Origin of the sequence: Enterobacter sp. PI-10 (assembly GCF_027947695.1) — a bacterium.
In the GTDB taxonomy this organism is placed as follows: Bacteria; Pseudomonadota; Gammaproteobacteria; order Enterobacterales; family Enterobacteriaceae; genus Enterobacter; species Enterobacter vonholyi.
In genome coordinates, this window is the sequence record NZ_JAJNOG010000002.1 from 473,554 (window position 1) to 498,463 (window position 24,910).

At 53.7% G+C, this 24,910-nt stretch carries 23 protein-coding genes and 2 pseudogenes; 10 read left to right on the plus strand and 15 right to left on the minus strand.

Annotation, left to right across the window (positions count from 1 at the left end; genetic code table 11):
* Window positions 1–103: 103 nt before the first annotated feature.
* Window positions 104–1,294: a cytochrome c biogenesis protein/redoxin gene (locus LRM19_RS06750; RefSeq protein WP_127730888.1), complete on the plus strand. Its 1,191-nt coding sequence runs from the start codon at window positions 104–106 to the stop codon at window positions 1,292–1,294.
* Window positions 1,295–1,299: 5 nt separating this feature from the next.
* Here LRM19_RS06750 and tam read toward each other — a convergent pair whose 3' ends face one another.
* Complete coding sequence (gene tam / locus LRM19_RS06755; RefSeq protein ID WP_133295429.1) at window positions 1,300–2,058, minus strand: trans-aconitate 2-methyltransferase; 759 nt, start codon at window positions 2,056–2,058, stop codon at window positions 1,300–1,302.
* 436 nt (window positions 2,059–2,494) lie between these two features.
* Here tam and LRM19_RS06760 point away from each other — a divergent pair, with 436 nt between their 5' ends.
* The gene (locus LRM19_RS06760) at window positions 2,495–3,133 is read left to right on the plus strand and encodes an acyl-homoserine-lactone synthase (RefSeq protein ID WP_271367875.1); all 639 of its coding nucleotides are present in this window, start codon (window positions 2,495–2,497) and stop codon (window positions 3,131–3,133) included.
* Between the two features lie 14 nt (window positions 3,134–3,147).
* On the opposite strand, the gene LRM19_RS06765 is transcribed toward LRM19_RS06760, so the two are convergent.
* Together LRM19_RS06765 and LRM19_RS06770 are read right to left on the minus strand one after the other, a co-directional pair.
* Window positions 3,148–3,840: a helix-turn-helix transcriptional regulator gene (locus LRM19_RS06765; RefSeq protein WP_271367876.1), complete on the minus strand. Its 693-nt coding sequence runs from the start codon at window positions 3,838–3,840 to the stop codon at window positions 3,148–3,150.
* A 305-nt stretch (window positions 3,841–4,145) separates the two neighbouring features.
* Window positions 4,146–4,730 (minus strand): annotated as a pseudogene (locus LRM19_RS06770) (GDP-mannose pyrophosphatase).
* A gap of 86 nt (window positions 4,731–4,816) precedes the next feature.
* Here LRM19_RS06770 and LRM19_RS06775 point away from each other — a divergent pair.
* Window positions 4,817–5,590, plus strand: coding sequence for a DeoR/GlpR family DNA-binding transcription regulator (locus tag LRM19_RS06775; RefSeq protein ID WP_271368227.1), 774 nt, complete (start codon window positions 4,817–4,819; stop codon window positions 5,588–5,590).
* Window positions 5,591–5,628: 38 nt separating this feature from the next.
* On the opposite strand, the gene LRM19_RS06780 is transcribed toward LRM19_RS06775, so the two are convergent.
* From LRM19_RS06780 to LRM19_RS06795, 4 genes are all read right to left on the minus strand, one after another.
* Complete coding sequence (locus tag LRM19_RS06780) at window positions 5,629–5,991, minus strand: DUF4406 domain-containing protein (protein WP_115875067.1); 363 nt, start codon at window positions 5,989–5,991, stop codon at window positions 5,629–5,631.
* A 149-nt stretch (window positions 5,992–6,140) separates the two neighbouring features.
* Window positions 6,141–6,512, minus strand: a complete 372-nt coding sequence (locus LRM19_RS06785) for a VOC family protein (protein WP_115875068.1) — start codon at window positions 6,510–6,512, stop codon at window positions 6,141–6,143.
* Window positions 6,513–6,606: 94 nt separating this feature from the next.
* Entirely contained in the window at window positions 6,607–7,050 is a 444-nt protein-coding gene (locus tag LRM19_RS06790; protein ID WP_127730898.1) for a PACE efflux transporter, read from the minus strand.
* Window positions 7,051–7,125: 75 nt separating this feature from the next.
* Window positions 7,126–8,088 carry an NAD-dependent epimerase/dehydratase family protein gene (locus LRM19_RS06795; RefSeq protein ID WP_271367877.1) on the minus strand — a complete coding sequence of 321 codons (963 nt, stop codon included), beginning with the start codon at window positions 8,086–8,088 and terminating at the stop codon, window positions 7,126–7,128.
* Between the two features lie 94 nt (window positions 8,089–8,182).
* On the opposite strand from LRM19_RS06795, the gene LRM19_RS06800 reads away from it, so the two are divergent.
* The 4 genes and pseudogenes from LRM19_RS06800 (at window position 8,183) to LRM19_RS06815 (ending at window position 11,222) form a co-directional block, all read left to right on the plus strand.
* Window positions 8,183–9,085, plus strand: a complete 903-nt coding sequence (locus LRM19_RS06800; protein ID WP_271367878.1) for a LysR family transcriptional regulator — start codon at window positions 8,183–8,185, stop codon at window positions 9,083–9,085.
* Window positions 9,086–9,412: 327 nt separating this feature from the next.
* Window positions 9,413–9,517, plus strand: a pseudogene (locus LRM19_RS06805) (AraC family transcriptional regulator); the annotation flags it as partial.
* 154 nt (window positions 9,518–9,671) lie between these two features.
* Window positions 9,672–10,637 carry a hypothetical protein gene (locus LRM19_RS06810; RefSeq protein WP_271367879.1) on the plus strand — a complete coding sequence of 322 codons (966 nt, stop codon included), beginning with the start codon at window positions 9,672–9,674 and terminating at the stop codon, window positions 10,635–10,637.
* A 15-nt stretch (window positions 10,638–10,652) separates the two neighbouring features.
* The gene (locus LRM19_RS06815) at window positions 10,653–11,222 is read left to right on the plus strand and encodes a hypothetical protein (protein WP_271367880.1); all 570 of its coding nucleotides are present in this window, start codon (window positions 10,653–10,655) and stop codon (window positions 11,220–11,222) included.
* Window positions 11,223–11,262: 40 nt separating this feature from the next.
* Here LRM19_RS06815 and silA read toward each other — a convergent pair whose 3' ends face one another.
* The 4 genes from silA to LRM19_RS06835 are packed head-to-tail and all read right to left on the minus strand — an operon-like array spanning window position 11,263 to window position 17,428.
* On the minus strand, window positions 11,263–14,403 hold the full coding sequence (gene silA, locus LRM19_RS06820) for a Cu(+)/Ag(+) efflux RND transporter permease subunit SilA (protein ID WP_271368228.1): 3,141 nt from the start codon (window positions 14,401–14,403) through the stop codon (window positions 11,263–11,265).
* A gap of 10 nt (window positions 14,404–14,413) precedes the next feature.
* Window positions 14,414–15,664 carry an efflux RND transporter periplasmic adaptor subunit gene (locus LRM19_RS06825; RefSeq protein ID WP_271367881.1) on the minus strand — a complete coding sequence of 417 codons (1,251 nt, stop codon included), beginning with the start codon at window positions 15,662–15,664 and terminating at the stop codon, window positions 14,414–14,416.
* A gap of 11 nt (window positions 15,665–15,675) precedes the next feature.
* Window positions 15,676–16,014, minus strand: coding sequence for a cation efflux system protein CusF (gene cusF, locus LRM19_RS06830; protein ID WP_127730911.1), 339 nt, complete (start codon window positions 16,012–16,014; stop codon window positions 15,676–15,678).
* 28 nt (window positions 16,015–16,042) lie between these two features.
* Complete coding sequence (locus tag LRM19_RS06835) at window positions 16,043–17,428, minus strand: efflux transporter outer membrane subunit (RefSeq protein ID WP_271367882.1); 1,386 nt, start codon at window positions 17,426–17,428, stop codon at window positions 16,043–16,045.
* A gap of 162 nt (window positions 17,429–17,590) precedes the next feature.
* Here LRM19_RS06835 and LRM19_RS06840 point away from each other — a divergent pair, with 162 nt between their 5' ends.
* Together LRM19_RS06840 and LRM19_RS06845 are read left to right on the plus strand one after the other, a co-directional pair.
* Entirely contained in the window at window positions 17,591–18,274 is a 684-nt protein-coding gene (locus LRM19_RS06840; RefSeq protein ID WP_271367883.1) for a copper/silver response regulator transcription factor, read from the plus strand.
* Window positions 18,264–19,718 carry a Cu(+)/Ag(+) sensor histidine kinase gene (locus LRM19_RS06845; RefSeq protein ID WP_271367884.1) on the plus strand — a complete coding sequence of 485 codons (1,455 nt, stop codon included), beginning with the start codon at window positions 18,264–18,266 and terminating at the stop codon, window positions 19,716–19,718. The genes LRM19_RS06840 and LRM19_RS06845 overlap by 11 nt, the downstream gene beginning before the upstream one ends.
* 4 nt (window positions 19,719–19,722) lie before the next feature.
* On the opposite strand, the gene LRM19_RS06850 is transcribed toward LRM19_RS06845, so the two are convergent.
* Window positions 19,723–20,628, minus strand: coding sequence for a LysR family transcriptional regulator (locus tag LRM19_RS06850; RefSeq protein ID WP_127730920.1), 906 nt, complete (start codon window positions 20,626–20,628; stop codon window positions 19,723–19,725).
* A 117-nt stretch (window positions 20,629–20,745) separates the two neighbouring features.
* Between LRM19_RS06850 and LRM19_RS06855 the strand changes: the two genes are divergently transcribed.
* A complete protein-coding gene (locus LRM19_RS06855) occupies window positions 20,746–22,161 on the plus strand; it encodes an MFS transporter (RefSeq protein WP_271367885.1) in 1,416 nt (471 codons plus the stop codon).
* 31 nt (window positions 22,162–22,192) lie between these two features.
* Here the strand turns inward: LRM19_RS06855 and LRM19_RS06860 are convergent, their stop codons facing one another.
* The 3 genes from LRM19_RS06860 to LRM19_RS06870 are packed head-to-tail and all read right to left on the minus strand — an operon-like array spanning window position 22,193 to window position 24,903.
* The gene (locus tag LRM19_RS06860) at window positions 22,193–23,188 is read right to left on the minus strand and encodes a DUF2891 domain-containing protein (RefSeq protein ID WP_127730926.1); all 996 of its coding nucleotides are present in this window, start codon (window positions 23,186–23,188) and stop codon (window positions 22,193–22,195) included.
* A 9-nt stretch (window positions 23,189–23,197) separates the two neighbouring features.
* The gene (locus LRM19_RS06865; RefSeq protein ID WP_115875082.1) at window positions 23,198–24,184 is read right to left on the minus strand and encodes a DUF979 domain-containing protein; all 987 of its coding nucleotides are present in this window, start codon (window positions 24,182–24,184) and stop codon (window positions 23,198–23,200) included.
* On the minus strand, window positions 24,181–24,903 hold the full coding sequence (locus tag LRM19_RS06870; protein ID WP_271367886.1) for a DUF969 domain-containing protein: 723 nt from the start codon (window positions 24,901–24,903) through the stop codon (window positions 24,181–24,183). Before LRM19_RS06870 ends, LRM19_RS06865 begins: the two co-directional genes overlap by 4 nt.
* Between the last annotated feature and the right edge of the window lie 7 nt (window positions 24,904–24,910).

Consider the following 24,910-nt stretch of genomic DNA (forward strand, 5'->3'; position numbering starts at 1 on the left):
TACAGAGCCAGACAAAACCCTCGCATTTACACATATCCTGAACACATCCGCACGCTGAAATAGCCTCACTGCAGCGTCGCAGGACTTGTATTGTGAGGTTTCTATGTTTCTGGTAATCGCTTTTCTGGGTGGGATGATAAGCCTGCTCAGCCCGTGTACGCTCCCGGTTATTCCACTTTTGTTCGCCGGTTTCCAGGGCCAGCGTCGGCATATTCTGGCCCTGCTAGTGGGGATGATCGTGATGTTTACCCTGGTGGCGATGGCCGTCACCGTCGCCAGCGAGTGGATCGCAGAGGCAACCATCGTCGGGCGCTGGATCGCGCTCGTCATTCTGGCCACTGCCGCGCTAGCCTTAATTTTTCCGTCTTTCGCCCAGCGTATTGCGGGACCGGCCGTCAGCGCGGGTAATGTTCTCAACACCCGAAGCGGGCAAACGCGCGGAATGGCATCGGCTTTTCTGGCCGGGCTTGCTGTAGGACTGCTCTGGTCTCCCTGCGCCGGTCCCATTCTGGGTGCGATTTTCGGCATTAACATTGCGGGGCATTCCGCTATTACCACCGGCGCTCTGCTGGCCGCCTATGGCAGCGGATGCGCAATGATGCTGGGATTACTCGTCATTGGAGGCCGCACGCTGATGGCACCTTTAAGGGCAAAATCGGCGCTAATGGAAAAGCTGCGACAGGGTGCAGGCGTTGTGATGTTAGTGACCGTCGCATTTAACGCGACGGGGATGACTTCGCTGCTTAAAGGGGCAAACGGCGTCTCGGACCGTCTTGAAACCGCGCTGTTAAATCTGACGAAACCCACAGCCACGCCGGTGAAGCTTGAGCCGATAGTGATTACAGAGCCCAGCAGTCAGCTGCCTTCGCTCAGCGGTGGAACAGGGTGGGTGAACGGTGACCCTGTCACGTCTGAATCGTTACACGGGAAGGTTGTACTTATTGATTTCTGGACGTGGGACTGCATTAATTGCCAGCATACGCTCCCCCATGTGCGGGAGTGGGCCACTAAGTACCAACCGCAGGGTCTGGTGGTGATCGGAGTTCACACCCCGGAATACCCCTGGGAAAAACCGCTTTCGTCGGTTAAAAATGCGGTGAATAAATGGCAACTGCCGTATCGGGTGGTCACGGATAACAACTATAAAATCTGGAATGCTTTCGGCAACCAGTACTGGCCAGCGCATTACTTTTTTGATGCCAAAGGGCAGCTGCGCTATACCGCCTTTGGCGAGGGTGACTATGAGCAACAGGAAAAGGTTATCCAGCAGTTGCTCAAAGAAGCTCGGTCATAGCCCGTTCAGGGCTGGCGTTGAGCCACGATAAACAACCGGGGGAAAGCCAGCAGTATCTGCCCGTTTTCCTGAAGCGGATACTGCTCTTCCAGCAGTTCATGGTAGCGTTTCAGGAAACGTTTCTGCTCGCTTTCATTCAGTTCCTGGAGCCAGGGCCGCAGGCCGGTGGCGCTTACCCAGTCAATAATGGCCTGATGAGAGCTCATTTTGTGATAATAGGTCGTCCGCCAGATATCCACGTCACAGCCAGCCTCCGACAGAATATCGTAATAAGCATGTACGCCTGGCAGAGGCTCGCGGCCACGGTCTGGGTAGTCTTGCTCAAGCGCCACTTCACGCATCGCCACATGGGTCGGTTCCAGCCAGTTGTCAGGCATCTGGATCGCCAGTACGCCATTTAGCTTAAGCAGGGAGACAAGATGCGGCAGGAGATCGTAATGGTCCGGAACCCATTGCAGCGACGCGTTGGCATAAATCAGGCCCAGCGGCTGGCCAGGCTTGTACTGACGTATATCGGCCTCAATAAAGTGGCAGTCAGGTAAGGCTGCGCGTGCTTCCTCAAGCATGGCAGGGGAGTTATCGACCCCGGTAATGTGAGCAGAAGGCCAGCGATGCTTCAACAGCGCCGTGCTGTTTCCTGGTCCACAGCCTAGATCAGCGATGGTAGCGATCTCATCCAGAGGAATTCTGGCGAGCAGTTCTGCAGCTGGACGCGTTCTTTCTGCGCCAAATTGCAGGTAAAGAGAAGGGTTCCAGTCGGTCATCATCAATTCTCAGTTTGGCATGCTTCTGCAAGAATAGCACAGGCAGGCGCCTTCAAAGCGGTACGGGAGAGGTTCAGGGCAGATGAATTCCGCAGTTTCTGTGAAACAAAAGAGAGGAAAAAAATAAGAAAACGGAAATATTACCCCTTAAAGGATTAAGGGGCAATGTTTTTATTGTAATAATTTTATGATTATTGTTTTTTAATATTTTATCGGCAAAGTGCTTCTTATGTTCTGTACCCGAAACTTTAAATATTAGATAATAATCGATGGGTATATCCCTGGTGTTTCATAGGTCTTTGACCTCCTGACCGCTTAGTTTTGCGAGAACTTCGTGGTCAGGTACTTTTTAAGTATAGGGAATATGCGGCACAATGAAAGCTGTCCTAAGAGACAGGTGAAACTAGTTTCAGGTGTTATTATCAGGAACATGAGAATGAATTCTGTCATTGAATTTTTTTTACACGACTACGATGAATTACCACCAGCATTAGCGCGCGAACTCTACAGACTCAGGAGAAAAACTTTTCGGGACCGACTCGACTGGAAGGTGGAATGCGTCGAAGGTATGGAAAAGGATCAATTTGATTCCCATAACACGACATACTTACTGGGTATGTATGATGGGCAGCTGCTATGTGGCGCGCGATTTATTAACGCAACGCAGCCGACAATGATAAGCGAGATCTTTCACAACTATTTCGATAATCCCATTGTTTTTCCAGAAGATGTTCCCTGCTGTGAAGTGAGTCGTTTATTTTTAGATAAAGAAATACGAGACTCCGCAAGCCTGCAGGGCGTGCCCGCCAGTAAAGCATTGTTTCTTGCAATGATTATTTATTGCATTAAGAATAAATATCATGGGATGTACGCAGTAGCCAGCCGTGGGATGTATGCCATATTTCGCCATGCTAACTGGAAAGTTGAAGTTATTCAGCGCGGTGTTTCTGAAAAAGGGGAGGTTATTTACTATATTTACATGCCTGCCAGTATAGGCATTATTGAAGACATTATTAGCAAAGATAAATCCAGTCACTGGCTTCGTGAAATGCTCGAGCATCTACACCATTTATAACCAGTGGCTGAGGCTTACTCCTCCAGTAACCGGAGTTCCGTTCCAAGTTTTATTGCGTGTCTGGCATTATTCACACCGAGTTTTTTCATTATATTGCCCATATGGAATTTAACGGTGCGCTCAGCAATAGACAAAATAACAGCAATTTCTGCGTACGTTTTCCCGGCACTGACCCATTTAAGGATTTGGCGCTCACGTGGCGACAAGAAAACATTCTTTTTCTGCTGATGCTGACTATACAGATTGAGTGTCTTCTGATGTAACTGAACAAGGAAGCGTAGAAATTGCGGCCGATACTTCTCTATGTCAATGCCAGAATGCTTAGGACTGATGACGGATAAGACAACAAGATTATTCAGATAGTCATGCAGAGGAAACGTCTGTCCCTGGTAAATATCATACTGGACACTTTCGTTGAAAATGCGTGTCAGGTTATAACCATCCGACAATACGACATCACTTTCCCAGAAAAAATCTTCAACACAGCGCAAAGCCCTAATAATGACAGGGTCAATGAACTGGTATTTTCTTTCAAGGTAGATATTAAACCACTCAGGGCTATTATTGATTATCCTCATCTGTGAAGGATCTTTCTTGTTCATAATAGCGTAGGCGAAGACGATCCCTTTGAAATCCTCAAAAAACGCGTCAAGCTCACTCTGAATTAGCGTATTGATCGTTATGTCGTTGTAATATGTATCCTTCACGTGAGATGCTGCCTCCTGTTCGAATGGAGGAGCAAGTATAATATGCTTCGTTATCCGTAGCGAGTCGCATTTTAATCCAGACAACAGATAAGACAGGCTACCTCAGCGGGCAGCCTTGTGAACGTTTGGCATTTTTGAATGGTAAATGCAGATGACTCAGGGAATTGTTGATGATTTTATCGAATTGCGAAATCGTTCGCTAAATATAGTAGGCTGCAAAATTTAGGAGGTTTTCCCTTTTCTTACGCGTAACGTACAAGCGTACCGTTTACATACGTCTATAAATCAGGATTTAAACCAGTAGGTTACAGAATACCTTTAAGGGCAACATGATACAGCAGCATGATGGTTTTACCGTCGACAATCTTGCCCGTTTCAATGCTGCGTAAAGCCTCTTCAAGGGTCATTTCCAGCACGTCGATATCTTCTCCTTCAGCCTTGATCCCGCCGCCTGCGCCGGTTCTGTCATGTGGTTGGTACTCGGCAAGATAAAAGTAGAGTTTCTCCGTGACGGAGCCTGGGCTCATATAGGCTTCAAAGATTTTCTGCACGCGCGAAACGTGAAATCCGGTCTCTTATTCCGCTTCTGCTTTAATGCGGCTTTCGGGATCCATGTTGTCCAGCAATCCTGCTGCTGCCTCAATTAAATCGTCTTCATGGCCGTTGATAAAGACAGGGAAGCGGAACTGGCGCGTCAGGATCACCGTCTTTTTCTCACGGTTATAGAGTAGAATCGTCGCGCCGTTGCCACGGTCATAGACTTCCCGATGCTGCCGCTGCCATTCACCATCACGCCGCTGCAGGTCAAAGGTGTATTTTTTGAGGATGTACCAGTTGTCTGACAGGGTTTCACTGTCGATGATGCGCACATCTGCACGTTTTGATTGCACGAATGTCCCTCCTTACGTAGAGTAATGATCATAAACAGCATCATCATGCATGTTCAGGATAAAACATGCAACATCAGGAATTCACCATGCTCACCAGTCAGCGAAAACAATTGATCCTTGAGAAGCTGGGTGCCGAAGGTCAGGTACAGTCAAAAGCGCTCAGCATTCTCTTTGACGTCTCTGAAGACACCATCCGGCGCGATCTGCGCGAGCTGGCGGCAGAAGGGCGTTTGCAGCGTGTTCACGGCGGCGCGCTGCCGTCATCTTCCGCTATTGCTCCGTTTGCCGAACGGCAATCCGTGAAGATGGATGCGAAAAAAAGGGTGGCCCGAAAAGGGGCACAGCTAATTTCATCAGGCCAGGTGGTGATTGTCGACGGTGGCACGACAACCTCCGAGCTGATTACGTTTTTCCCTCCTGACTTGCGCATCACCGTGGTGACGCACAGCCCGAGCATTGCTCTGGGGCTCGTTGATCATCCTTCCATTGAGGTGATTTTGATCGGCGGACGCTTGTATAAACACTCTATTGTTGCGGTCGGCGCTGCGGCCATCGAAGGCATAGCGAATATACATGCGGACCTGTTCTTTATGGGCGTGACCGGCATTCATCCTGACGCGGGGCTGACAACCGGTGATTTCGAAGAGGCATGCATCAAACGTGCATTTTCCGGCAGAGCCGCGGAGACGGTTGTTCTGGCTTCTCCGGAAAAGATCAACACCGCGTCTTCGTTTGTGATTGGCGATGTGTCTTCGGTAAATACCATCGTCGTTGAAGACGGTACAGATAAGGACTGGATCCGCGCGGTATCGGAAAAGGGCGTATCCGTCGTTCTGACCTCAGATCGTGCCCCCCTCTGACAGCCAGCCTTTGACCACGGGCTGGCTGGCGTCCCGGATTAAGCTTCTGGAATGTTCTCAAGCGCGGTATAAACGATGAGACCATATTTTCGGGCTACTTCAATATCCATATCGGCGCCTTTAGACGCACCGGCAATACGATAAATCGCATCGCATTTAGCGATGAGCCGGTGAGCAACGGGGTACAGCATCGCTTCGCTGATTTCATCACCCACCGTTATTGAGCCTGCGGCTTTTGCCAGCGGCAACGCAAGCCATTCACCGATGACCGGAATGTGGCCACGCTGGTATACGGCTAATGCTGCGCTTTCGAGACGCGCCAGATTCTCATCAATTCGTGCCTGAACGCCATCGGTTCCGCTGCGATAGGGACCGGCAATTAAAATCAACTGTTGTGTCATAAATACCTCTGTCAGTGTTGTTGCATGAAAATGCACATTTACAGACGAGACTTTACGACATCACTGGCCAGAAATACAGCTTTTCGTGCAGTATCGTGCAGAAAACCGCATGAGTAAATCGTTTTACGGGTTCTGAAAGACCCGTTGAGCTACTCGCTCTCCGGCGTATGGCACACGGCCTCGATGTTATGTCCATCAGGTGAGATGACAAAAGCGGCATAATAATTTTCACCGTACGAACGCAATCCCGGCCCGCCGTTATCACGTCCGCCAGCGCGCAGCGCGGCATGGTAAAAATCATCAACCTGCTGACGCGTATTAGCCACAAACGCCAGATGCAGGGGCGCGGGTTTGTCATTTGTATGGAAAAGGCAAAGTGAAACGTCCCCTGAGCTCATTTCAACACCATACTCCGGCGCGCCTTCATCGATGATTTTTACTCCAAGCGGGCGAAGTGCCTCGAGGAAGAAAGTTTTACTTGTTTCATAATCGCTGACGCCGAATTTCACATGATCGAACATTATCGACTCCTCAAAAGAGATAGAGAAATGAAGAGTATAGAAGGTGAGAGGAGTCGAATACGATAAAAGGCGTGTCAATGTGACAGGTATCTCTCTACATAGCAGACCGTTTCCGCCCAACAAATGTCCAGCGCAGGTAGTCGTAAATCCAGTTAAACAGTAACGTGTACGGCAGGAAAAACAGTACAAGACCGATCTCAACAAAAAATGCCTCAGTCACTGTAAGATTCAGCATAACCATCGCGACAGGAATTAGGGTGATGATGAGTCCCGTTTCAAAACCTACCGCATGGATCGCTCGAATGAGAAACGTCCGTTGAAAGCGGTATTTTTTCTGCAGCGAGTCGAAGAGTTTATTAAAAATAAAATTCCAGACCGTTGCGGTAAGGGCGGATATCACGGACAACGAGCCCGACTGGAGTATCGACACGTTCATCAGCCAGGCAAGAGATAGCGCGATAATAATGTTGGCCATCACTTCAAAAATAACTGCGTGTAAAATTCTCTCTTTAACACTTTTATTTAATTCAATTTCCATTTGCTTAGGGCTGCGTTTTTCAAAAGCTGAAGTATATCAGACATCGTTCAACCTTTTCTAAACGTACAGGTTATGTTAAATGCAGCCCAGGCCCGCTAATGTGGAATGTACAGCTTCAATAAGAGGGGTCTGGGGCTCATGGCCCAAAAAGGAAATCAGTTTTGAATTATCCATTTCTATTGACTGCTCCCAGAGATAACGCATCTCCTGCATTTCATGAAGTGTGGTATTAAAGGGGCTTATCGCCGAGATAAGCCACCAGGGAAACGATTTCACCTTCGCCTGAATACCGGCACGCTCCGCGACGTGCTTTATGGCGGCAGTCATCGCTGTCCCGTCAGGATCCCAATGCCCGCGCATATGGAAACTGGCAAACGGTTCGAGTTCCTCCCGACGCGACAGCAGTGCAACGAGCGTTTCGGCGACATCCGGCAGATAAGCCCACTGGTGGCCTGCGCCGGTTTTCCCGGGCTTTTGAATTATCTTCGGTGGTTGCCCCGGTTTGACCAATCCCTGCGAAAACCAGTTATTGCCGGCATGGGGACCAAAAAAGTCACCTGCACGTAAAATCAGCACCTTTCCGCCACGCTGCGCATAGTCTGCGAGTTCCTGCTCCATTTGCACCCGTATAGCGCCTTTTCGGGTAAACGGATTCTGAGGAGAATCCTCGCGTAAGAGGGGAAAAGCATCCGGGCCGTAGTTATAAATTGTGCCCGGCAGAACGATTAACGCACCGTTTCGCTCCGCTGCATTTATGGTGTTATGCAGCATGGGCAAAACCAGCTGTTCCCAGTTTCGATAACCCGGCGGGTTTACGGCATGGACAATAACGCTGCATTCGGACGCCGCTGCCTCAACCTGTTCTGCATTCAGCGCATCTCCGCTTATCCACGAAATGCTTTTGTTGCGATCGTCAGTTTTCGGAGCGCTGCGGCGCAATGCACGCACATCCCATTTGTCACGGATCAATTTGCGGGCTATTTCGCCACCGATCCCACCCGTTGCGCCCAGTATCAGTACCTTATTTGTGTTTTTCATCGTTTGACCCTTATTGGATATCTGCTTGACATCATAATGACCGCACGGGCTAAATGTAATTGCATAATATAAGCCAGCAGGTATTCATTTTTGTATGAAGCTAAATATCCCGTGGGAATGGTATCGCACCTTTCTGGCCGTGATAAGGGAAGGGTCTTTGTCAGGGGCCGCACGCAGGCTTGCCATTACTCAGCCAACCGCCGGACGCCATATTGCGGCGCTGGAGTCAGCCCTGGGCCTTGTTTTATTTACCCGTTCGCAGACAGGATTACAGGCCACGGATGCAGCCGTTGAGCTGAAGGGCCATGCGCAGGCGATGGAAAATACGGCCATGATGATTGAGCGATCGGCAGCCAGTTTCAGTTCCGGCGCAACCGGATTACGAGGCATTGTGCGCGTCGCCGCCAGTGAAATCATCGGCACGGAGGTTCTGCCTCCAGTGATCGCACAAATAAAGGAAGAATACCCGCAGATAGTTATTGAACTGGTTCTGTCTAATCGCGTTCAGGATTTACTGAACCGGGAAGCGGATATTGCCGTACGCATGGCCACGCCGGTGCAGGAGCAACTGATTGCACGTCGGATGGGCAGGGTTGAAATAGGTCTTCATGCCGCGCCAGCCTATCTGTCACGATGTGGTGCTCCGGAAAGTATTGATGAGTTATTCACCCATACGCTCGTGGGTTTCGATAATACGACTCCCTTTATTTTACAGGCACTTAAACAATATCCACAGCTAAACCGTGAATTGTTTACCGTGCGGAGCGACAGTGATATTGCACAATTAAACCTCATTCGTGCAGGAGTAGGTATCGGTATGTGCCAGGTACAACTGGCCGATTTTTCTCCGCCGTTACAGAGGGTAATGCCTGATTTCTTTGCATTTCATCTCGACACATGGCTGGTGATGCATGAGGATTTACGCCATAGCCAGGCCTGTAAAACGGTGTTTGATTATCTTGCGGAGGGTTTGCAGGCTTATGTACCGTCAAGCTGATGTGCTATCTGCGTTTTCACGACCTTTGGTTGAGACGTTGAGCAAAAGCTGAATGCACATAAGATGGTCAGTTAAGACGCTTTAATAGACCATCAGCATCCAGGCTAACGATGTCCACAAAACGCCAGATTTCCCCTGACTTCATATCGGTGCGCATAATGTATATTATGTTAAATTGCATTTATGGTTCTATACTCCATCGTGTTTTCATGCAGAAATCAGGACGTTGGTGTCCTCCCTTCTCGATAAAATCCACCGTCGATTACAAACCATTTGTGAGAAAAACTCACATTACCCATCTGGCGTTCTACTCAAGACGCGGGACCGGGTTACGAAAGCTTATCCCATTTCAGTCGGGAATATACGCGGATGTTCGGTCAATCACCTAAGAGGGATATTACTGTGCTGAGAAAGTCTGCCGCTAAGCTTTAATACACCCTGGTATCGTTTACATTTAAGTCAAGCAATATCATTTGATCACCGAGTTAACGCTGCTATTATCTAAGTCTTAGTGTTCGAATCATAAATTTTTTCAATAAATTACCCTGCTAATTAATAGTCCTCACGGAATGAAGGAGCTTCCTCGATGAACTTACCCGGTCAGCAGTCGCCTGACAGCACCCTTCCCTCATATGATCTCTCGCGAAGCCTTGGCCTACAGGCCGGTGCAGATATCGATTTTAAAAAGCTGGCCGCGCAGCTCGACTGCTCGCGTAATTTTTACAATGTCGGCATCATTTTTGATGATGGCAAGCAACGCTGGCTGGTTCGCCCGTCTCGACGCATTGCTGATGTGAATCAGAGCACCGTCAGCCATGTAGTCATCAGTAAAATTCCAGATGCTAAGGAAATCAGTGCAGAAAAAGCTGTGGTTGCGACGCTAACTACTCCGTCACTTGCTACGGAAATTACCTCGACCGGTTTTGCCTGTGGCGCGATGATTGTTACGCTTGTCATGGCGTTTGGTGCCGGTGCGGCAGTACCGTTTACCGCTGGCGGGTCTGGTGTGATTGCGGCGATTAGCCTGTCCGGTACGCTGGCTACGGGAGCGCAATGCATGATTGGCGCGGGCCGTCTGCTGGCTATCCATAACGACCATGGTTCCGACGTTGCATGGCTTGACAGCCAGGACTGGTACGTTGCTACCACGACAGTTCTGGATGTTATTTCGCTTGCTGCGGCAGGAACCGCGCTAAGAGGTACTTTAGAAACGTACAAGCTAATGAAAGCGGCGTCTTCAAGTAAAGTTACCGCCTGGTTCCAGAGCCTGAGCCGTGCCGAGCGTAAGCGCATCACGGAAGAGATCATTAAAGCGCAGAATCCAGGTATCTCCAGTGCCGGGGTAAAGGCCGCGATCCGCGCAGGTGTTTATCCGAAACGTTTCCCAAGCGAATCGTTACAAAAATCACTGCAGCGCGAGCTGATGAGTACGGTCAACAACGCATCGGCCTTTGTGGGGAGCTCACTCACTGGGACTATCCGCAATCCGCAAAATACCGTCCAGTCAGGACGCTATGTGGTTGGTGTGCTGCAATCATTTTTACCTAACTGAACGCTGAGTATTCAAATGTTTAAAGTTTTAACCCGTCGCCTGCAACACTGTAACGAGGTGGCTACCAGCATAAGCAATACCTCCCCGACACAGCTGCAACTGCTAAAGACTCAGTTGGCTGAAGAAATGGGCAAACCTGTGGGTCTACACACCATGGGTATTCCGGCGGCAATCAGTACTCTCGGGGTAATTGTTAGCTTCGCGATTCCTCAGCTGTGGTTGGGCTATGGCGTATTCGCCGCACTCGGCCAGCCACCAGAACGCGTATTCGTGTGGATTGTGCTGATCGCCCTACTGTTCGCAGGCATCAACGGCGTGACGATGTTTATGATTGGCAAAGGAAGCATGCGCGCCGTGCGGTTACATCTTACGCTGGCGGTGATAAGTCTGGTATTAACGGCAGCCTATCTGCTGGCCGCGCTGAGCGGTAGCGCTGCTCCGGGCGTCAGTCTGGCCGCTGCGATGGTGAGTACCGTCATGCTGGGGCTTAGCGGCAGCTGCATCTTCTCTACCGCTTTCTATAAGATGCTGCTATTTACTCTGCATAACAGAGCCTGGCGCAAACTGATCAGCAAGGCGCGCTAAGCATTCATCACGTAAAAACCCGCCGCTAGCGGCGGTTTTTTTATGGTTTTTTAAGCCTGCGCAACCAAATCAACTTATACGCCGCAGGGATAATAAACAGCGATAGCAGCGGAGCCGTGATCATGCCGCCAATCATTGGCGCCGCTATCCGGCTCATGACTTCTGATCCGGCACCGGTTCCCCACAAAATGGGCAGCAGACCGGCAATAATCACCGCAACGGTCATCGCCTTTGGCCGCACGCGCAGCACGGCGCCATGATAAAGGGCGTCATCAAGTCCCTGTACGGTGAAGGTTTCCCGATAGGATAACGTCGGATGCGCTTCAACGGCATGACGCAAATACATCAGCATTACCACCCCAAATTCTGCCGCCACCCCGGCCAGAGCGATAAAGCCGGTGCCGGTTGCCACAGACATATGGAAGCCCTGCCAGTACAGGAACCATATCCCCCCGACCAGCGCGAACGGCAGGCTCATCAGGATCAGCAACGCTTCATCCACGCGACGGAATGCCAGATACAGCAGAATGAAGATGATCATCACCGTCATCGGTACCATTAGCTTCAGTTTCTTGTTGGCGTGCTCGAGCAGTTCGAACTGTCCGGAGAATGACACGCTGGTACCCGGCCTCAGCTTTACGTTCTGACTGATGGCCGTTTTAATGTCGTTCACTACGGACACCATATCCCTGCCGCGGGCATCAATATAAATCCAGCTTGCAGGTCGGGCATTCTCCGTTTTTAGCATCGTGGGGCCGGAAACCACGTTGATATCCGCCACATCACCCAGCGTGATCTGCTGTTTCATCGGCGTCAGGATCGGCATCTGCCTCAGCGCGGTCGGGCTGTTTCGGTAGTCCTGAGGATAGCGAATATTAATCGGATACCGTGCGACGCCTTCCACCGTTTCTCCCACCGTCGCCCCGCCGATGGCCGTGGAGACGAACAGCTGCACGTCGCCCACCGTCATCCCGTAGCGGGAGGCTTTTTCCCGGTTGATATCAACGTTAATGTAGCGCCCGCCTCCCAGACGTTCAGCCAGGGCTGACACCACGCCCGGCACCGTTTTAGCTACCGCTTCAATGCTCTGCGCCGTGGCGTCGATATCAGCCAGAACGGTACCTGACACCTTGATGCCAATGGGGCTTTTAATGCCGGTCGAAAGCATATCGATGCGGTTGCGGATGGGCGGAACCCAGAGATTCGCCAGGCCAGGTAAACGAACGGTCTTGTCGAGTTCGTCAACGATCTTGTCAATCGTCATTCCGGGTCGCCACTCATTCTCAGGCTTAAGCTGAATGGTGGTTTCGACCATTTCGAGCGGCGCGGAATCCGTAGCGGTCTCTGCTTTACCCGTTTTACCAAAAACAGAGGCCACTTCCGGTACGGTTTTAATGAGCTTGTCCGTGGTCTGTAAGAGCGCGGCCGCTTCTGCCGGAGATACTCCAGGCAACGTCGACGGCATATACAGCAGGTCACCTTCATTTATCTTTGGCAGGAACTCGCCGCCCACCTGGCTAAGTGGCCAGATCACCGTGAAGATGGATAAAGCCGCAATCAGCAGGGTTGTTTTAGGCCAGTGGAGCACCCTAATCAGAAGCGGATGGTAGGCGTTAATCAACAGTCTGTTCAGAGGATTACGGGTCTCTGCGGGGATTTTACCCCGGATCCAGAATCCCATCAGAATGGGGATCACGATGATGGCCAGCGCGGCCGCCCCTGCCATGGCGTACGTTTTGGTGAAGGCCAGTGGACCAAACAGCCGCCCTTCCTGCCCCTCGAGGGTAAAGATGGGAATGAACGACAAGGTGATGATCAGCAGGCTGATAAACAGCGCGGGGCCAACCTCTACAGAGGCGTTGGTGATGACCTTCCAGCGGGTGACGTTGTCAATCGGCTCCCCCGGGTGGCGGTGGTCCCACTCTTCCAGCCGTTTGTGCGCATTTTCAATCATCACGATAGCGGCATCCACCATTGCGCCGACGGCAATGGCAATGCCTCCCAGAGACATGATATTGGCGTTCAGCCCCTGGAAATGCATAACGATGAAGGCAATACACAGGCCAAGCGGCAGAGAGATAATCGCCACCAGCGCTGAGCGAATGTGCCAGAGGAACAGCGCGCAGACGATGGCCACCACGATAAACTCTTCGAGAAGCTTGCCGCTCAGGTTATCAATGGCCCGATCGATGAGCTGGCTGCGATCGTAGGTAGTCACAACCTCAACGCCTTCCGGCAGGCTGGCCTTCAGCGTCTCCAGCTTGTCTTTCACCGCCGTTATGACCTCGCGCGCATTTTTGCCTGATCGCAGGATCACCACCCCACCAGCAACTTCCCCCTGCCCGTTCAGCTCGGCAATACCGCGCCGCATTTCCGGCCCGGTTTGTACGCGGGCAACATCACGCAGGTAAATCGGCACGCCGTTCTCACCGGTTTTCAGGACGATGTGATTGAAATCATCAATGGTCTGCAGATAGCCGCTGGCCCGCACCATATATTCCGCTTCCGCGAGTTCTACGGACGATCCCCCCGCTTCCTGATTAGACGACTCAAGGGCCTGCTTAACCTCCGGCAGGCTGACGCCGAACTGCGCCAGCTTTAACGGGTCAACCTGAATCTGATACTGCTTCACCACGCCGCCGACGGAGGCCACCTCGGCTACGTTCGGGATAGTTTTTAGCTCAAACTTCAGGAACCAGTCCTGCAATGATCGCAGCTCGGCGAGATCGTGTTTTCCGCTGCGGCCCACCAGCGCATACTCAAATATCCAGCCTACGCCCGTGGCGTCCGGGCCGATTTCCGAGTTCACGCCGGCAGGGAGTTTGCCCTGAACCTGATTCAGGTACTCCAGCACGCGCGAACGGGCCCAGTACAAATCGGTGCCATCTTCGAAAATGACGTACACGTACGAATCACCAAACTGCGAAAAGCCGCGCACTGTCTTTGCGCCGGGAACCGACAGCATGGTGGTGGTGAGTGGATAGGTCACCTGGTTTTCAACAATCTGCGGGGCCTGGCCGGGATAGCGGGTTTTGATAATCACCTGCACGTCAGACAGATCGGGCAAGGCATCGACCGGCGTATTGATGATGGTCCATGTTCCCCAGACGCTGAGAAACAGCGCCCCCATCATAACCAGGAAACGATTGGCGACTGACCGTCGGATAATCCATTCAATCATCATCGTCTCCTTAATGGCCAGAATGGGCGTCGTCAGGGGTTTCAGCGTGGCGCATGCGCTCCAGCGCACCGGTAATATTGGCCTCCGAGTCAATCAGGAACAGACCGCTGACCACCACCGACTCCCCCTCCTCCAGCCCGCTACCAATGCCGGACTGCTGCTGAGATTCATGCAGAACGTGGATCCTTTTCGGTACAAAATTCCCGTTAGCGTCAACGGTAATAACGCGCTGCTCTTTGCCGGTATCGATAACGGCCTGGGAGGGAATCAGCAGCATTTCCTGACTGTGGGTATTCAGCCTCAGGTAGGCATTCATGCCCGGTTTCAGCAGCTCATCCCTGTTGGAGACCTGCAGGCGCAGCTGCAGCGTACGGGTGGTTTGATCCACGCTCGGCAGAAGGCTCCATTTTTCAACCGGGAAGGATTTATCCGGATAAGCAGGTATCGAAACAGCAAACTGCGAGGTGTCTTTCAGAAGATAAGCCATGGATTCAGGGACCGCCGCACCGATCCAGACCGGATCCATCCCCTGAATTTGCGCCACGACCTTATCTTTCGAAATATTCATCCCGGTACGGAGGTCAAAGGCCGTAATCACCCCGTCGATCGGCGCCCTGATGGTAAACCGGGTCTGGATCGTGCGGGTCGCACGCAGCCTCTGAATATCCTCCTCCGGCATACCCGCCAGCCGAAGCCGTTCCAGAACCCCTTTGATTTGCGTCGGCGTTCCGCCGGTGCCGGATAACAGCAGAAACTCGCTCTGCGCCTCTACCCAGTCCGGAATGGTGATATCAATCAGCGGTGTGCCTTTCTTCACCTTATCGCCCGTCGTCAGCGGATAGACTTTCTCAACGAACCCTTCCGCGCGCGCCTGCACAATGACAAACTGATAGTCGTTATAGCTAACATTGGCCGGGATCGTCTGGGCATAATTCAGCGTTCCGCGCTTCACTTTTTGCGTTTTTAATCCTAAATTCTGGACCTGCGTCGGATCGATACGGATACCGCCACCGCTTTTATCGTTATTTTCGTCCGCATATTTAGGCACCAGATCCATATCCATAAACGGTGATTTACCGGGCTTATCGAATTTCACGTCTGGTTTCATCGGGTCATACCAGAAAAGTACCCTTCTTTCAGAGACGCTATTTTCTGTTTTTTCAGATGAATGAAACGCCTGCAAAGCCGTCACCGATATCAGCCCTCCCGCAATAAGGCTGCTGACTATCATGGCAGCATATTTTATTTTGAATGAGGCCATGCCGTTTCTCGCTATTTAATGCTCTTTAGTAAAGAGATATTGCCCTGCTGAACAAATGAAAAATCAACGTGACTGCCGACCTTTAAGGCGTTGATGCTCTCGTCAGCCTGAATAAAGGTGAAACGCATGGTCATCGCGGGCCAGCCAATTTCCGGGATGGCTTCATGAGAAATCGTCACTTTTTTGTTCGTCAGATCAATGTCCTTCACGATGCCGGTCGCGGTGATGAGCTGCTCTGAGGTCGCTTCGCTGGTAGAATTCATCCCCTCGTGCTGATGAACCTCAGCCTGGAGACTGGCAGAAAACATAATAATTGCACCAAATACAAGAGCCTTAAGAGAATTGCGCATGCTTATTTTCCTGTTTAATTAAATGAGGTTATTCGACCCAACCGCCGCCCAGCGCGGTGAAGAGATTAATTTCATTAACCTGTCGGGCATAAATAAGGTCGAGAATATTTTGCTGTGTAGCGAAAAGAGAACGTTCCGCGTCCAGAACTTCGATATAGCTGACTGCACCGCTGGAATATAACCCTCCTGCACGTTGAAGAGTAATGCGGAGGGAATCAAGGTACCGCTGCTGCGCAGCAAGCTGCTGGTTGATGCTGTCCCGCAGCGCGAGCGCGTCGGCAACCTGTTTGAATGCGGCCTGTATTTTTTGTTCGTAATTAATAACCGACTGCTGCTGGCGAATTTCAGCCAGCTTCAGGTTGGCCTTATTCCTGCCCGCATTGAAAATGGGAATTTCGATTTTAGGAATAAAATTCCACATCCCGCTCCCTGACGTGAACAGGCTGGATAATTCCGTACTGCCAGTTGAAAGCCCGCTGGTTAATGATATTGACGGGAAAAAGGCGGCACGCGCGGCGCCGATATTCGCATCGGCCGCTTTAAGCTGATACTCCGCTTCCAAAATGTCCGGGCGCTGCAGCAGTATCGCTGAGGAGAGATGAGGCGGCAGTTTTACCGGCGCAACGTCGCTGGCGTTCATGCCGCTCTCGCCCGGGAGCGCGCGATACGTGCCGAGGACCAGCTGCAGGGCATTATTGGCCTGCGCCAGCTCTCCCTCTCTTTTGGCAATCTCTGCCTGCGTGCTTTCGATCTGTCCCCGGGCCTGTTCCAGCGCCAGCACGTTCGTACTGCCCGTCACCAGCTGTTGCTCAACGAACGCATAAGACTGCCGGTAATTTTTCAGTGTATCCCGCGCGATACGCAGCTGTTTAAACGCCAGCTGCTGGTTGAAATAACTCTGTGAAACGTTAGAGACGAGCAGGATATGCACCGCGCGACGGGCCTCTTCGCTGGCGAAATAGCTTTGTCGGCCGGCCTCGCTCATGTTCTTCAGCTTGCCGAAGAAGTCGAGTTCATAGCTAAGCTCAAAACCCGCGTCGTACTGTTGAGAGGTCGGTTTGTCACTTTTCAACCCACCGCTGTAGGTGATACCCGAGGAGGCATTCAGCTGCGGATAACGATCCGCATCCGTCACGCTGAACTGCGCCCGCGCCTCTTCAACCTTCAGGGCGGCCATTTTTACATCGCGATTATTGTTCAGCGCTTCCGTAATCAGCCCGGCTACCTGCGGGTCGACGAAAAAGTTGCGCCAGCCGGTGTCCTGATACCCCACCATCGCGGACGTCAGGCCGTTGCGCGAAAGTGAAAACTGCTGGGGTACCGGTGATGCCGGGCGCTGGTATTCGGGGGCCAGCGAGACGCAGCCCGCCAGGATAAATACCGTACTGATGCTGAGTCGTTTTAACAGGAACATAGCGGTTCAAATGAAGTCCAGAGTATTTTTAGGGCTACTCTACTGAACGCTTCCTGTTTGACGGGTGACGGGATAATGACAATGTTGTCATTTTTAACGTAAGTCATTGTGAACGGTTGCGGGCTCCATAGAATGTCATCAGCAGCCAGTCAGGGGAGCAAGATGAAAATACTGATCGTTGAAGATGAAATGAAAACCGGTGAGTACCTCAGCAAGGGGCTCACTGAAGCGGGGTTTGTCGTGGACCACGCTGTTAATGGCCTCAACGGCTACCATCTCGCCATGACCGCTGAATACGATCTGCTGATTCTGGATATCATGCTGCCCGATGTGAACGGCTGGGACATTGTCCGCATGCTCCGCTCTGCCGGTAAAGGGATGCCCATACTGCTTCTGACGGCTCTCGGTACGATTGAACATCGGGTTAAGGGGCTGGAGCTGGGCGCGGATGACTATCTGATTAAGCCTTTCGCCTTTGCCGAGCTGCTCGCCCGGGTCAGGACGCTGTTGAGGCGCGGAAATACGGTGATCGCGGAAAGCCAGCTTCAGGCGGCTGACCTGACGGTTGACCTTGTGTCGAGAAAGGTCAGCCGTGCCGGAACCCGCATCCTGTTAACCAGCAAAGAATTCAGCCTGCTGGAGTTTTTCATGCGCCATCAGGGAGAGGTGCTTCCCCGTTCACTGATTGCCTCCCAGGTGTGGGACATGAATTTTGACAGCGACACAAACGCGATTGACGTGGCGGTAAAACGGCTTCGCGCGAAAATCGATAACGATTTTGAACCGAAGCTGATCCAGACGGTGCGCGGCGTGGGCTATATGCTGGAGGTACCGGATGCGCGTTAAGCCCCTCCGACGCCCGTTCTCGCTTGCGCTGCGGCTGACCTTTTTTATCAGCCTCTCCACGATACTGGCCTTCTTCGCCTTTACCTGGTTCATGCTGCATTCCGTTGAAAAGCACTTCGCCGAGCAGGATATCAGCGACCTGCAGCAAATCAGCACCGCGATGCACCGCATCCTGCAGTCACCGGCCGATCCTGACCAAAAGAAAATCAGCAAGATCAAAGAGTCGATCGCCAGCTACCGCAACGTGGCCGTCCTGCTTCTGGATCCGCAGGGCAATACCCTGTTCAGCTCGGCGCAAGGAGCGGCACTGCGCCCGGCGATGAACACGGCGAACTTTAGCGAACACCGCCGCGCGCAGGATGTGTTTCTCTGGACGGTTGAAGGCCCGGCCGCCCCCATGCACGGCGGGTCCGACATGAAAATGGAAACGTACCGTATTATCGCCTCCTCAGGCACGGCGACGCTGCAGGGCAAAACGCAGGGCTACGTGATGCTGATCGGGCTCTCCATTAATTTTCATCTGCACTACCTTGAGGCGCTGAAAAAAAACCTTCTGGCGATTGCCGCCGTTATCAGCCTGCTGATTATTCTTGTCATCCGCATCGCCGTGCGCCAGGGACATTTGCCCCTGCGTAACGTCAGCAACGCCATTAAAAACATCACTTCCGAAAATCTTGACGCGCGGCTGGAGCCGTCCCGCGTCCCCGTTGAGCTGGAGCAGCTGGTCATCTCCTTCAACCAGATGATCGAAAAGATTGAAGATGTTTTTACCCGTCAGGCTAACTTTTCCGCCGACATCGCGCACGAAATCAGAACTCCCATCACCAACCTGGTGACGCAAACCGAAATCGCGCTGAGTCAGAACCGTTCTCCAAAGGAGCTGGAGGATGTGTTGTACTCCAGCCTCGAAGAGTACAACCGGATGACCCGCATGGTCAGCGACATGCTGTTCCTTGCGCAGGCGGATAATAATCAGCTTATCCCGGATCGGGTGATGTTTGATTTAAGCGCCGAGGTCATGAAGGTGTTTGATTTCTTCGAAGCCTGGGCGGATGAACGCCACATCGCGCTGAAATTTAACGGGATGCCCTGCCTGATAGAAGGCGATCCGCAGATGTTCAGAAGAGCAATCAATAATCTGCTCTCCAACGCCCTGCGCTATACGCCGGAAGGGAAAACGGTAACGGTCTCCATCAGAACACAGGATAACGACGTTGAGCTGGTGACAGAAAACCCCGGTACGCCGATCCCGCAGGCGCATCTGTCGAAGCTGTTTGACCGTTTTTATCGCGTCGATCCGTCCAGGCAGCGTAAAGGCGAAGGCAGCGGCATTGGGCTTGCCATCGTGAAGTCCATCGTCACGGCGCACCACGGAAAAGTCCGCGTGGAATCGGATGCGGTGTCGACGCGCTTCATCCTCACCGTGCCGGGAAAGGTTGCCTGAGCGCTCAGCGCACGGAACGGCACACCTCCAGCACTTTCTCTCTGAGCCACCGGTGCGCCGGGTCCTGCTCCATGCGCGGGTGCCACATCTGTGACACCGTGATGGTCCTGGTCTTAAAGGGCAGTTCAAAGACGTGTACGCGCTCGGTCATCGCCTGATTGAGCAGGTACAACGCAGGCACCATGGCAATCAGATCGGAGGCCAGCGCCACGGATAACGCCGTCGGAAAGCCGGGCACCACGCTGGCGATCTTGCGTTTCATCCCCCGTTCTGCCAGCGCGTCATCGACAGACCCATGCAACGATCCGTTCGGAGAGGCCACCACATGGCCCCAGGCGATATAATCGTCAAGGCTGACATCATGCCGTAATGACAGCGGATGCCCCTTGCGCACCGCGCCAACAAACCGATCCTGAAAGAGCCTTTGCAGCCGTATTTCAGGCCCCATATTGTTCTGCACGCCAATCTCCAGATCGACAAGCCCCTCGCGCAAATAGCGCGACGTTTTTTCAGGTTTCGGCGAAAAACGAATACAGACGTCGGGCGCCACCTCCGCCACCGCCGCAATAAGTAGTGGCCCAAATGCCACCACAAAACCGTCGTTGGCCCGGATGGTGAACAACCGTTCGAGATTTTCCACCTTCAGCGTGTCGGTGGAGGGCTGCAGAACCGCCCTTGCCTCGTAGACGGCGCTTCTGGCGCGGTCCCGGGTGGCTTCGGCCCAGGGCGTCAGCACCATATGACGTCCGGCCCGCACCAGGATCGGATCGCCGGTCACCTCCCGCAGCCGGCTCAAGGTGCGGCTCATGGCGGAGGTGCTCAGGCTTAAACGTCGCGCCGCGCCCGCCACGCTGGCTTCTGCCAGCAAAACGTCGAGCGCAACCAGAAGGTTAAAATCAGGATCGGACACGGTTGCTCCTCAGATATGGCGTTATGTGCAATGATTAAGTGCAAATGCTGCGTCTTCCGCCCTGTATACCGCATGATTATAGTTTCGTCATCACGATTCTTATCCGGAGTAACGACGATGACGCTATTTTCAAACCTGCCCGGCGATGAAGGTTTACCCGGGCATGAACGCGCCCGGGTCCTGGCCGCCGTTATGACCACCACGCTGATGGGCGTCTTTGACGGCACCATGATCAACATCGCGCTCCCCTCTATGGCAAGGGCGATGCAGGTCCCCGCGAACGTTACGGTCTGGTTCGCCAACGGCTATCTGCTGTCAGCGGCGATGACGTTGGCCATCTTCGCGGCGCTGGCGGCGCGCGTGGGCTATCGCCCGATCTTTCTGACCGGGCTTGCCGCCTTTACGCTCACCTCGCTCGGCTGCGCGCTGGCAACAACGCCGGAAATGTTAACCGGGATGCGGATCCTGCAGGGCATCGGCGGGGCGGCGACCCTGAGTATCGCCCCGGCGATCCTGCGTTCGGTTTTTCCTGGCCGACTGCTTGGCCGCATTCTGGGGCTGCACGCCCTGCTTATCGCCTCCAGCACGGCGATTGCTCCTGTGCTCGGAGGAACAATACTGGACGCCCTGAGCTGGCAATGGCTGTTCGCCATTAACCTCATTCCGGGCAGCATCGCCCTGCTGCTGGCATGGCGGGCCTTGCCGCGGGAATCGGCCGTGGACCGAACTCCATTTGACGCGCCGGGCGCCGTGCTCTCCGCCGTACTGTTAGGTTCCGCGATCATGCTGGCCGACAGCCTTCAGCACGTGGCGCAACAGATTAGCGCGCAGGCCATCTTCTGGGGCGTTCTCGCGCTGGTCAGCGCCTTCGCCTTTACCTGGCGGATCCGGCGTGCGCAACATCCGTTACTGCCGCCGGTGATGTTCAGAAACGGGCGCTTCACCCTCGCCGCGCTGACCTCGCTGGCCTCGTTTGTGAGCCAGGGGATCACGTTTGTCGCGCTGCCGTTCCTGTTTCAGAGCGTATATGGCTACAGCCCTGTAATGTCCGCGCTGCTATTCACCCCGTGGCCGATTGGCATCGTACTGATCGCGCCGCACGCGGGTCGCTGGGCGGATACCATTTCCGCGCCGCTGATCTCGACCCTCGGGCTGATCGTGTTTGTTGGTGGGCTGGTCCTGCTGGCGACGTTGCCGGCAAATCCTTCCGTATGGAATATCTGCCTGCGCAGCCTGGTTTGTGGGATTGGGTTTGGCTGCTTCCAGAGTCCCAATAACCGGGAAATGCTCTCTAACGTGGCGCGGGAATATGCCAGCTATGCCTCTGGCGTGCTTTCTATCGTCAGGACATTCGGCCAGTGTCTCGGTGCCGCCGCGGTGGGGGTGCTGCTGGCTGTGACGACAGGGTCAGATCATCAAACGCTTGATGACCGGGCCGTGCATCTGGCGCTGTGGATTGCGGTGATTGCCTCAACGGGATCGGTCTTATTTAGCCTGAGCAGGCTGCGCCCTGCGGTTCGGGCATCGGCTTAACAGGCTGCGCCTCACGGCGCAGCGCGTTTATTTACTCCAGCGCCAGTAGCGCAAAGCTCGCCAGCCAGTGCCCGCCGCTGTAGTGGCTGCCAACCACATGCTCAACGCTTGCGGCCAGATGTTTCGTCACCGCCTCGCGCAGCGCCTGCTGCGCCGGATGGTTTGCGGGAAGCGCTTTAGCAATATGCTTCATGCACCAGGCGCGGCTGAGGTTTAATCCGTCCAGATGGGCAATTTTCGGGTCGGTGCGATCGCTCACTTCCGCCGGATTCATCAGCGCCGTAACGGCACCCACCTCCGGCAGAAACGCGTCAAACCAGGCCGGGAAGTCTTCAGACACTTTGCTCATCAGCAGCGCCTCCGTCAGCGCGCCGGAAATATACTCGTCTCCGCCGGGCTCATAATGAGCCGGATAGCGCGTGTCGGCGAGATAAAACCGCTCCGCCGCTGCCACAATCGCCTGTTCAAGCGCCTTGTCTCCCACTGCGCGACCGTAATCGAGCGCCAGCGCGAGGGCAAACGCGGTGTTGTAGTGCGTCCCGACGCGGATCGGATAGGTGAGCTTGCCGAGGTAATCCACCAGCCGGTTGCGAATGTCCTGAGTTAACGGCTCCAGCATCTGATACCAGCCCGCGGCCTGCGGCAGCGACGACTGTTTCAGCTCCTGGGCCAGCGCAAGTAGCCAGCCGTAGCCATACGGCCGCTCAAACGAGGCGCGGAACGGCGCGGTAAAATAGGCGAGCTCCTTCGCCACGTTCTCTTCGGTTATGTGCTCGTCAAAAAGCGCGACGATCGCGTCCCGGCAAGGTAATTCTGGATAGAGCCGCACGCAGCGCAGCAGCAGCCAGTAGCCGTGCACCGCCGAGTGCCAGTCAAAACAGCCGTAGAAAATGGGATGCAGCTCGCGCGGCGGCAGAACGTCACCATCATCATTCAGCAGGTGCATGATGTGGTTCGGGTATTCCTGGCGCAAATAGGTCAAAGGCATGCGGGCAAACGCGTCGGCCTGATCTTGCGTTAATTCCATGACAGCTCCTTAGCGAAACACGAGGAAATACATTAAGAACACGTTCACCACCAGAAGGGTTAACGCGGTCGGGATCTGGATCTTGATCACCTGATATTTGTCCTTCAGCTCCAGCAGCGCGGCGGGAACGATATTGAAGTTCGCGGCCATCGGCGTCATCAGCGTGCCGCAATAGCCCGCGTACATGCCAATCGCCAGCAGCGGCGCCGGGTTGCCGTGATGCACGTTGATGAGAAACGGCAAGGCGATACCGGCACTTAACACCGGGAATGCCGCAAAGGCGTTACCCATGATCATGGTAAACAGCGCCATACCCACGCAGTAAATGACCACCAGCATGAAGCGGCTATCCGGGTTCACAAACAGGCTCACCACCTTCTGCACCGAGTCGCCGGTGTTGGCCACCACGAACACGCCGCCGAGCATGGCCAGCATCTGCGGCAGGATCACCGCCCAGCCGATGGTATCGACAAGACGACGAGACTGACGAACGGCATGCAGCGGCGTGCCTTTGGTCAGCCACCAGCCGGTGAGGATCGCCGCGACGCAGGCCACGCACAGCGCCGCCAGGGTCAGCTGTTTCTGATCGAGCAGAAACACGCCGCCGATCGAAACGCCCTTCAGGAATAACGTGCCCAGCACCGTCACCACCGGGATCATCAGCGCGGGCAGGAACAGCCAGTTTTTAAGCCGGTTTGACGACGCGACGCGCTCCTCCTCGGTCGACATTTTATAGTGTCCTTTCCCGACGAGGCCAAAACCCGCCAGCAGCGCGATAACGATAACGCCGCCGCCGATTATCCGGTACGCCAGCGATTTCCCCAGCTCCTGAACCATCAGATCGCCAAACAGAAAGATCCCGCCAAACAAGAACCAGAACAGCGCGGTGGTAAAACGCTTCGGATTAGCGCGATCGCGCAGGGTCATCACAACCAGCAGCATCACGACAAAGCCAATCAGGTAGTACACGCGGTTAATGGTGATAAGCGTCATCATTGCGCAGCCTCCTGCGTACCCTGCTCTGCACGCCAGGCCATCACGTCGCGGCGGATGCTTGCATCGAGGCGCAGCAGGCGCGTCATATGAATAACTAATGCCGCAATGGCGGTTGGAATGGCCCACAGGCCGATATGCAGCGGTTCAATGCCCTGAATACCATTCTCTTTCAGGAACGTGTCGATCAGCAGCACCGCCCCGAAGGCAATAAAGATATCTTCCCCAAAGAAGACCGCGATGTTGTCGCACGCGGCGGCGTGGGCTTTGATTTTGTCGCGGATGTGCTGCGGCAGCTCGCCATATTCGTTCAGCGCCGCCCCTTCGGCCATCGGCGCCAGCAGCGGGCGCACAGTCTGGGCATGACCTCCCAGCGACATCAGGCCCAGCGCGGCGGTGCCTTCCCGCGCGACAAAATAGAGCATCAGAATACGCGCCGAGGTGGCGCTGGCGATCTTCGCCACCCAGGCCTGGGCGCGCTCTTTTAGCCCGTAATATTCCAGCAGACCAATCACCGGCAGGATCAGGATGAAGGTGGCCAGCGATCGGCTATTGACGAACTTCTCGCCAAAGGTCTCCAGCAGCATGCCGAAATCCATGCCGACCAGCAGACCCGTCGCCAGCCCCGCCACCACGACCACCAGCAGCGGGTTGAAGCGCAGTGCAAAACCAATAACCACGATCGGTATCCCGATCAGCGGCAGCAGCGTAGTACCGTCCATAACGTTT

Bases quoted from the DNA above. Each gene is read 5' to 3' on its own strand.
- LRM19_RS06785 (WP_115875068.1), bottom strand. From the start codon at position 6,512: ATGTTCGATCATGTGAAATTCGGCGTCAGCGATTATGAAACAAGTAAA.
- silA (WP_271368228.1), bottom strand. From the start codon at position 14,403: ATGATTGAATGGATTATCCGACGGTCAGTCGCCAATCGTTTCCTGGTT.
- LRM19_RS06845 (WP_271367884.1), top strand. From the start codon at position 18,264: ATGCGCGTTAAGCCCCTCCGACGCCCGTTCTCGCTTGCGCTGCGGCTG.
- LRM19_RS06860 (WP_127730926.1), bottom strand. From the start codon at position 23,188: ATGGAATTAACGCAAGATCAGGCCGACGCGTTTGCCCGCATGCCTTTG.
- LRM19_RS06750 (WP_127730888.1), top strand. From the start codon at position 104: ATGTTTCTGGTAATCGCTTTTCTGGGTGGGATGATAAGCCTGCTCAGC.
- LRM19_RS06795 (WP_271367877.1), bottom strand. From the start codon at position 8,088: ATGAAAAACACAAATAAGGTACTGATACTGGGCGCAACGGGTGGGATC.
- LRM19_RS06840 (WP_271367883.1), top strand. From the start codon at position 17,591: ATGAAAATACTGATCGTTGAAGATGAAATGAAAACCGGTGAGTACCTC.
- LRM19_RS06835 (WP_271367882.1), bottom strand. From the start codon at position 17,428: ATGTTCCTGTTAAAACGACTCAGCATCAGTACGGTATTTATCCTGGCG.
- LRM19_RS06760 (WP_271367875.1), top strand. From the start codon at position 2,495: ATGAATTCTGTCATTGAATTTTTTTTACACGACTACGATGAATTACCA.
- LRM19_RS06810 (WP_271367879.1), top strand. From the start codon at position 9,672: ATGAACTTACCCGGTCAGCAGTCGCCTGACAGCACCCTTCCCTCATAT.
- LRM19_RS06775 (WP_271368227.1), top strand. From the start codon at position 4,817: ATGCTCACCAGTCAGCGAAAACAATTGATCCTTGAGAAGCTGGGTGCC.
- tam (WP_133295429.1), bottom strand. From the start codon at position 2,058: ATGACCGACTGGAACCCTTCTCTTTACCTGCAATTTGGCGCAGAAAGA.
- LRM19_RS06815 (WP_271367880.1), top strand. From the start codon at position 10,653: ATGTTTAAAGTTTTAACCCGTCGCCTGCAACACTGTAACGAGGTGGCT.
- LRM19_RS06825 (WP_271367881.1), bottom strand. From the start codon at position 15,664: ATGGCCTCATTCAAAATAAAATATGCTGCCATGATAGTCAGCAGCCTT.
- LRM19_RS06790 (WP_127730898.1), bottom strand. From the start codon at position 7,050: ATGGAAATTGAATTAAATAAAAGTGTTAAAGAGAGAATTTTACACGCA.
- LRM19_RS06800 (WP_271367878.1), top strand. From the start codon at position 8,183: ATGAAGCTAAATATCCCGTGGGAATGGTATCGCACCTTTCTGGCCGTG.
- LRM19_RS06870 (WP_271367886.1), bottom strand. From the start codon at position 24,903: ATGGACGGTACTACGCTGCTGCCGCTGATCGGGATACCGATCGTGGTT.
- cusF (WP_127730911.1), bottom strand. From the start codon at position 16,014: ATGCGCAATTCTCTTAAGGCTCTTGTATTTGGTGCAATTATTATGTTT.
- LRM19_RS06865 (WP_115875082.1), bottom strand. From the start codon at position 24,184: ATGATGACGCTTATCACCATTAACCGCGTGTACTACCTGATTGGCTTT.
- LRM19_RS06780 (WP_115875067.1), bottom strand. From the start codon at position 5,991: ATGACACAACAGTTGATTTTAATTGCCGGTCCCTATCGCAGCGGAACC.
- LRM19_RS06855 (WP_271367885.1), top strand. From the start codon at position 20,746: ATGACGCTATTTTCAAACCTGCCCGGCGATGAAGGTTTACCCGGGCAT.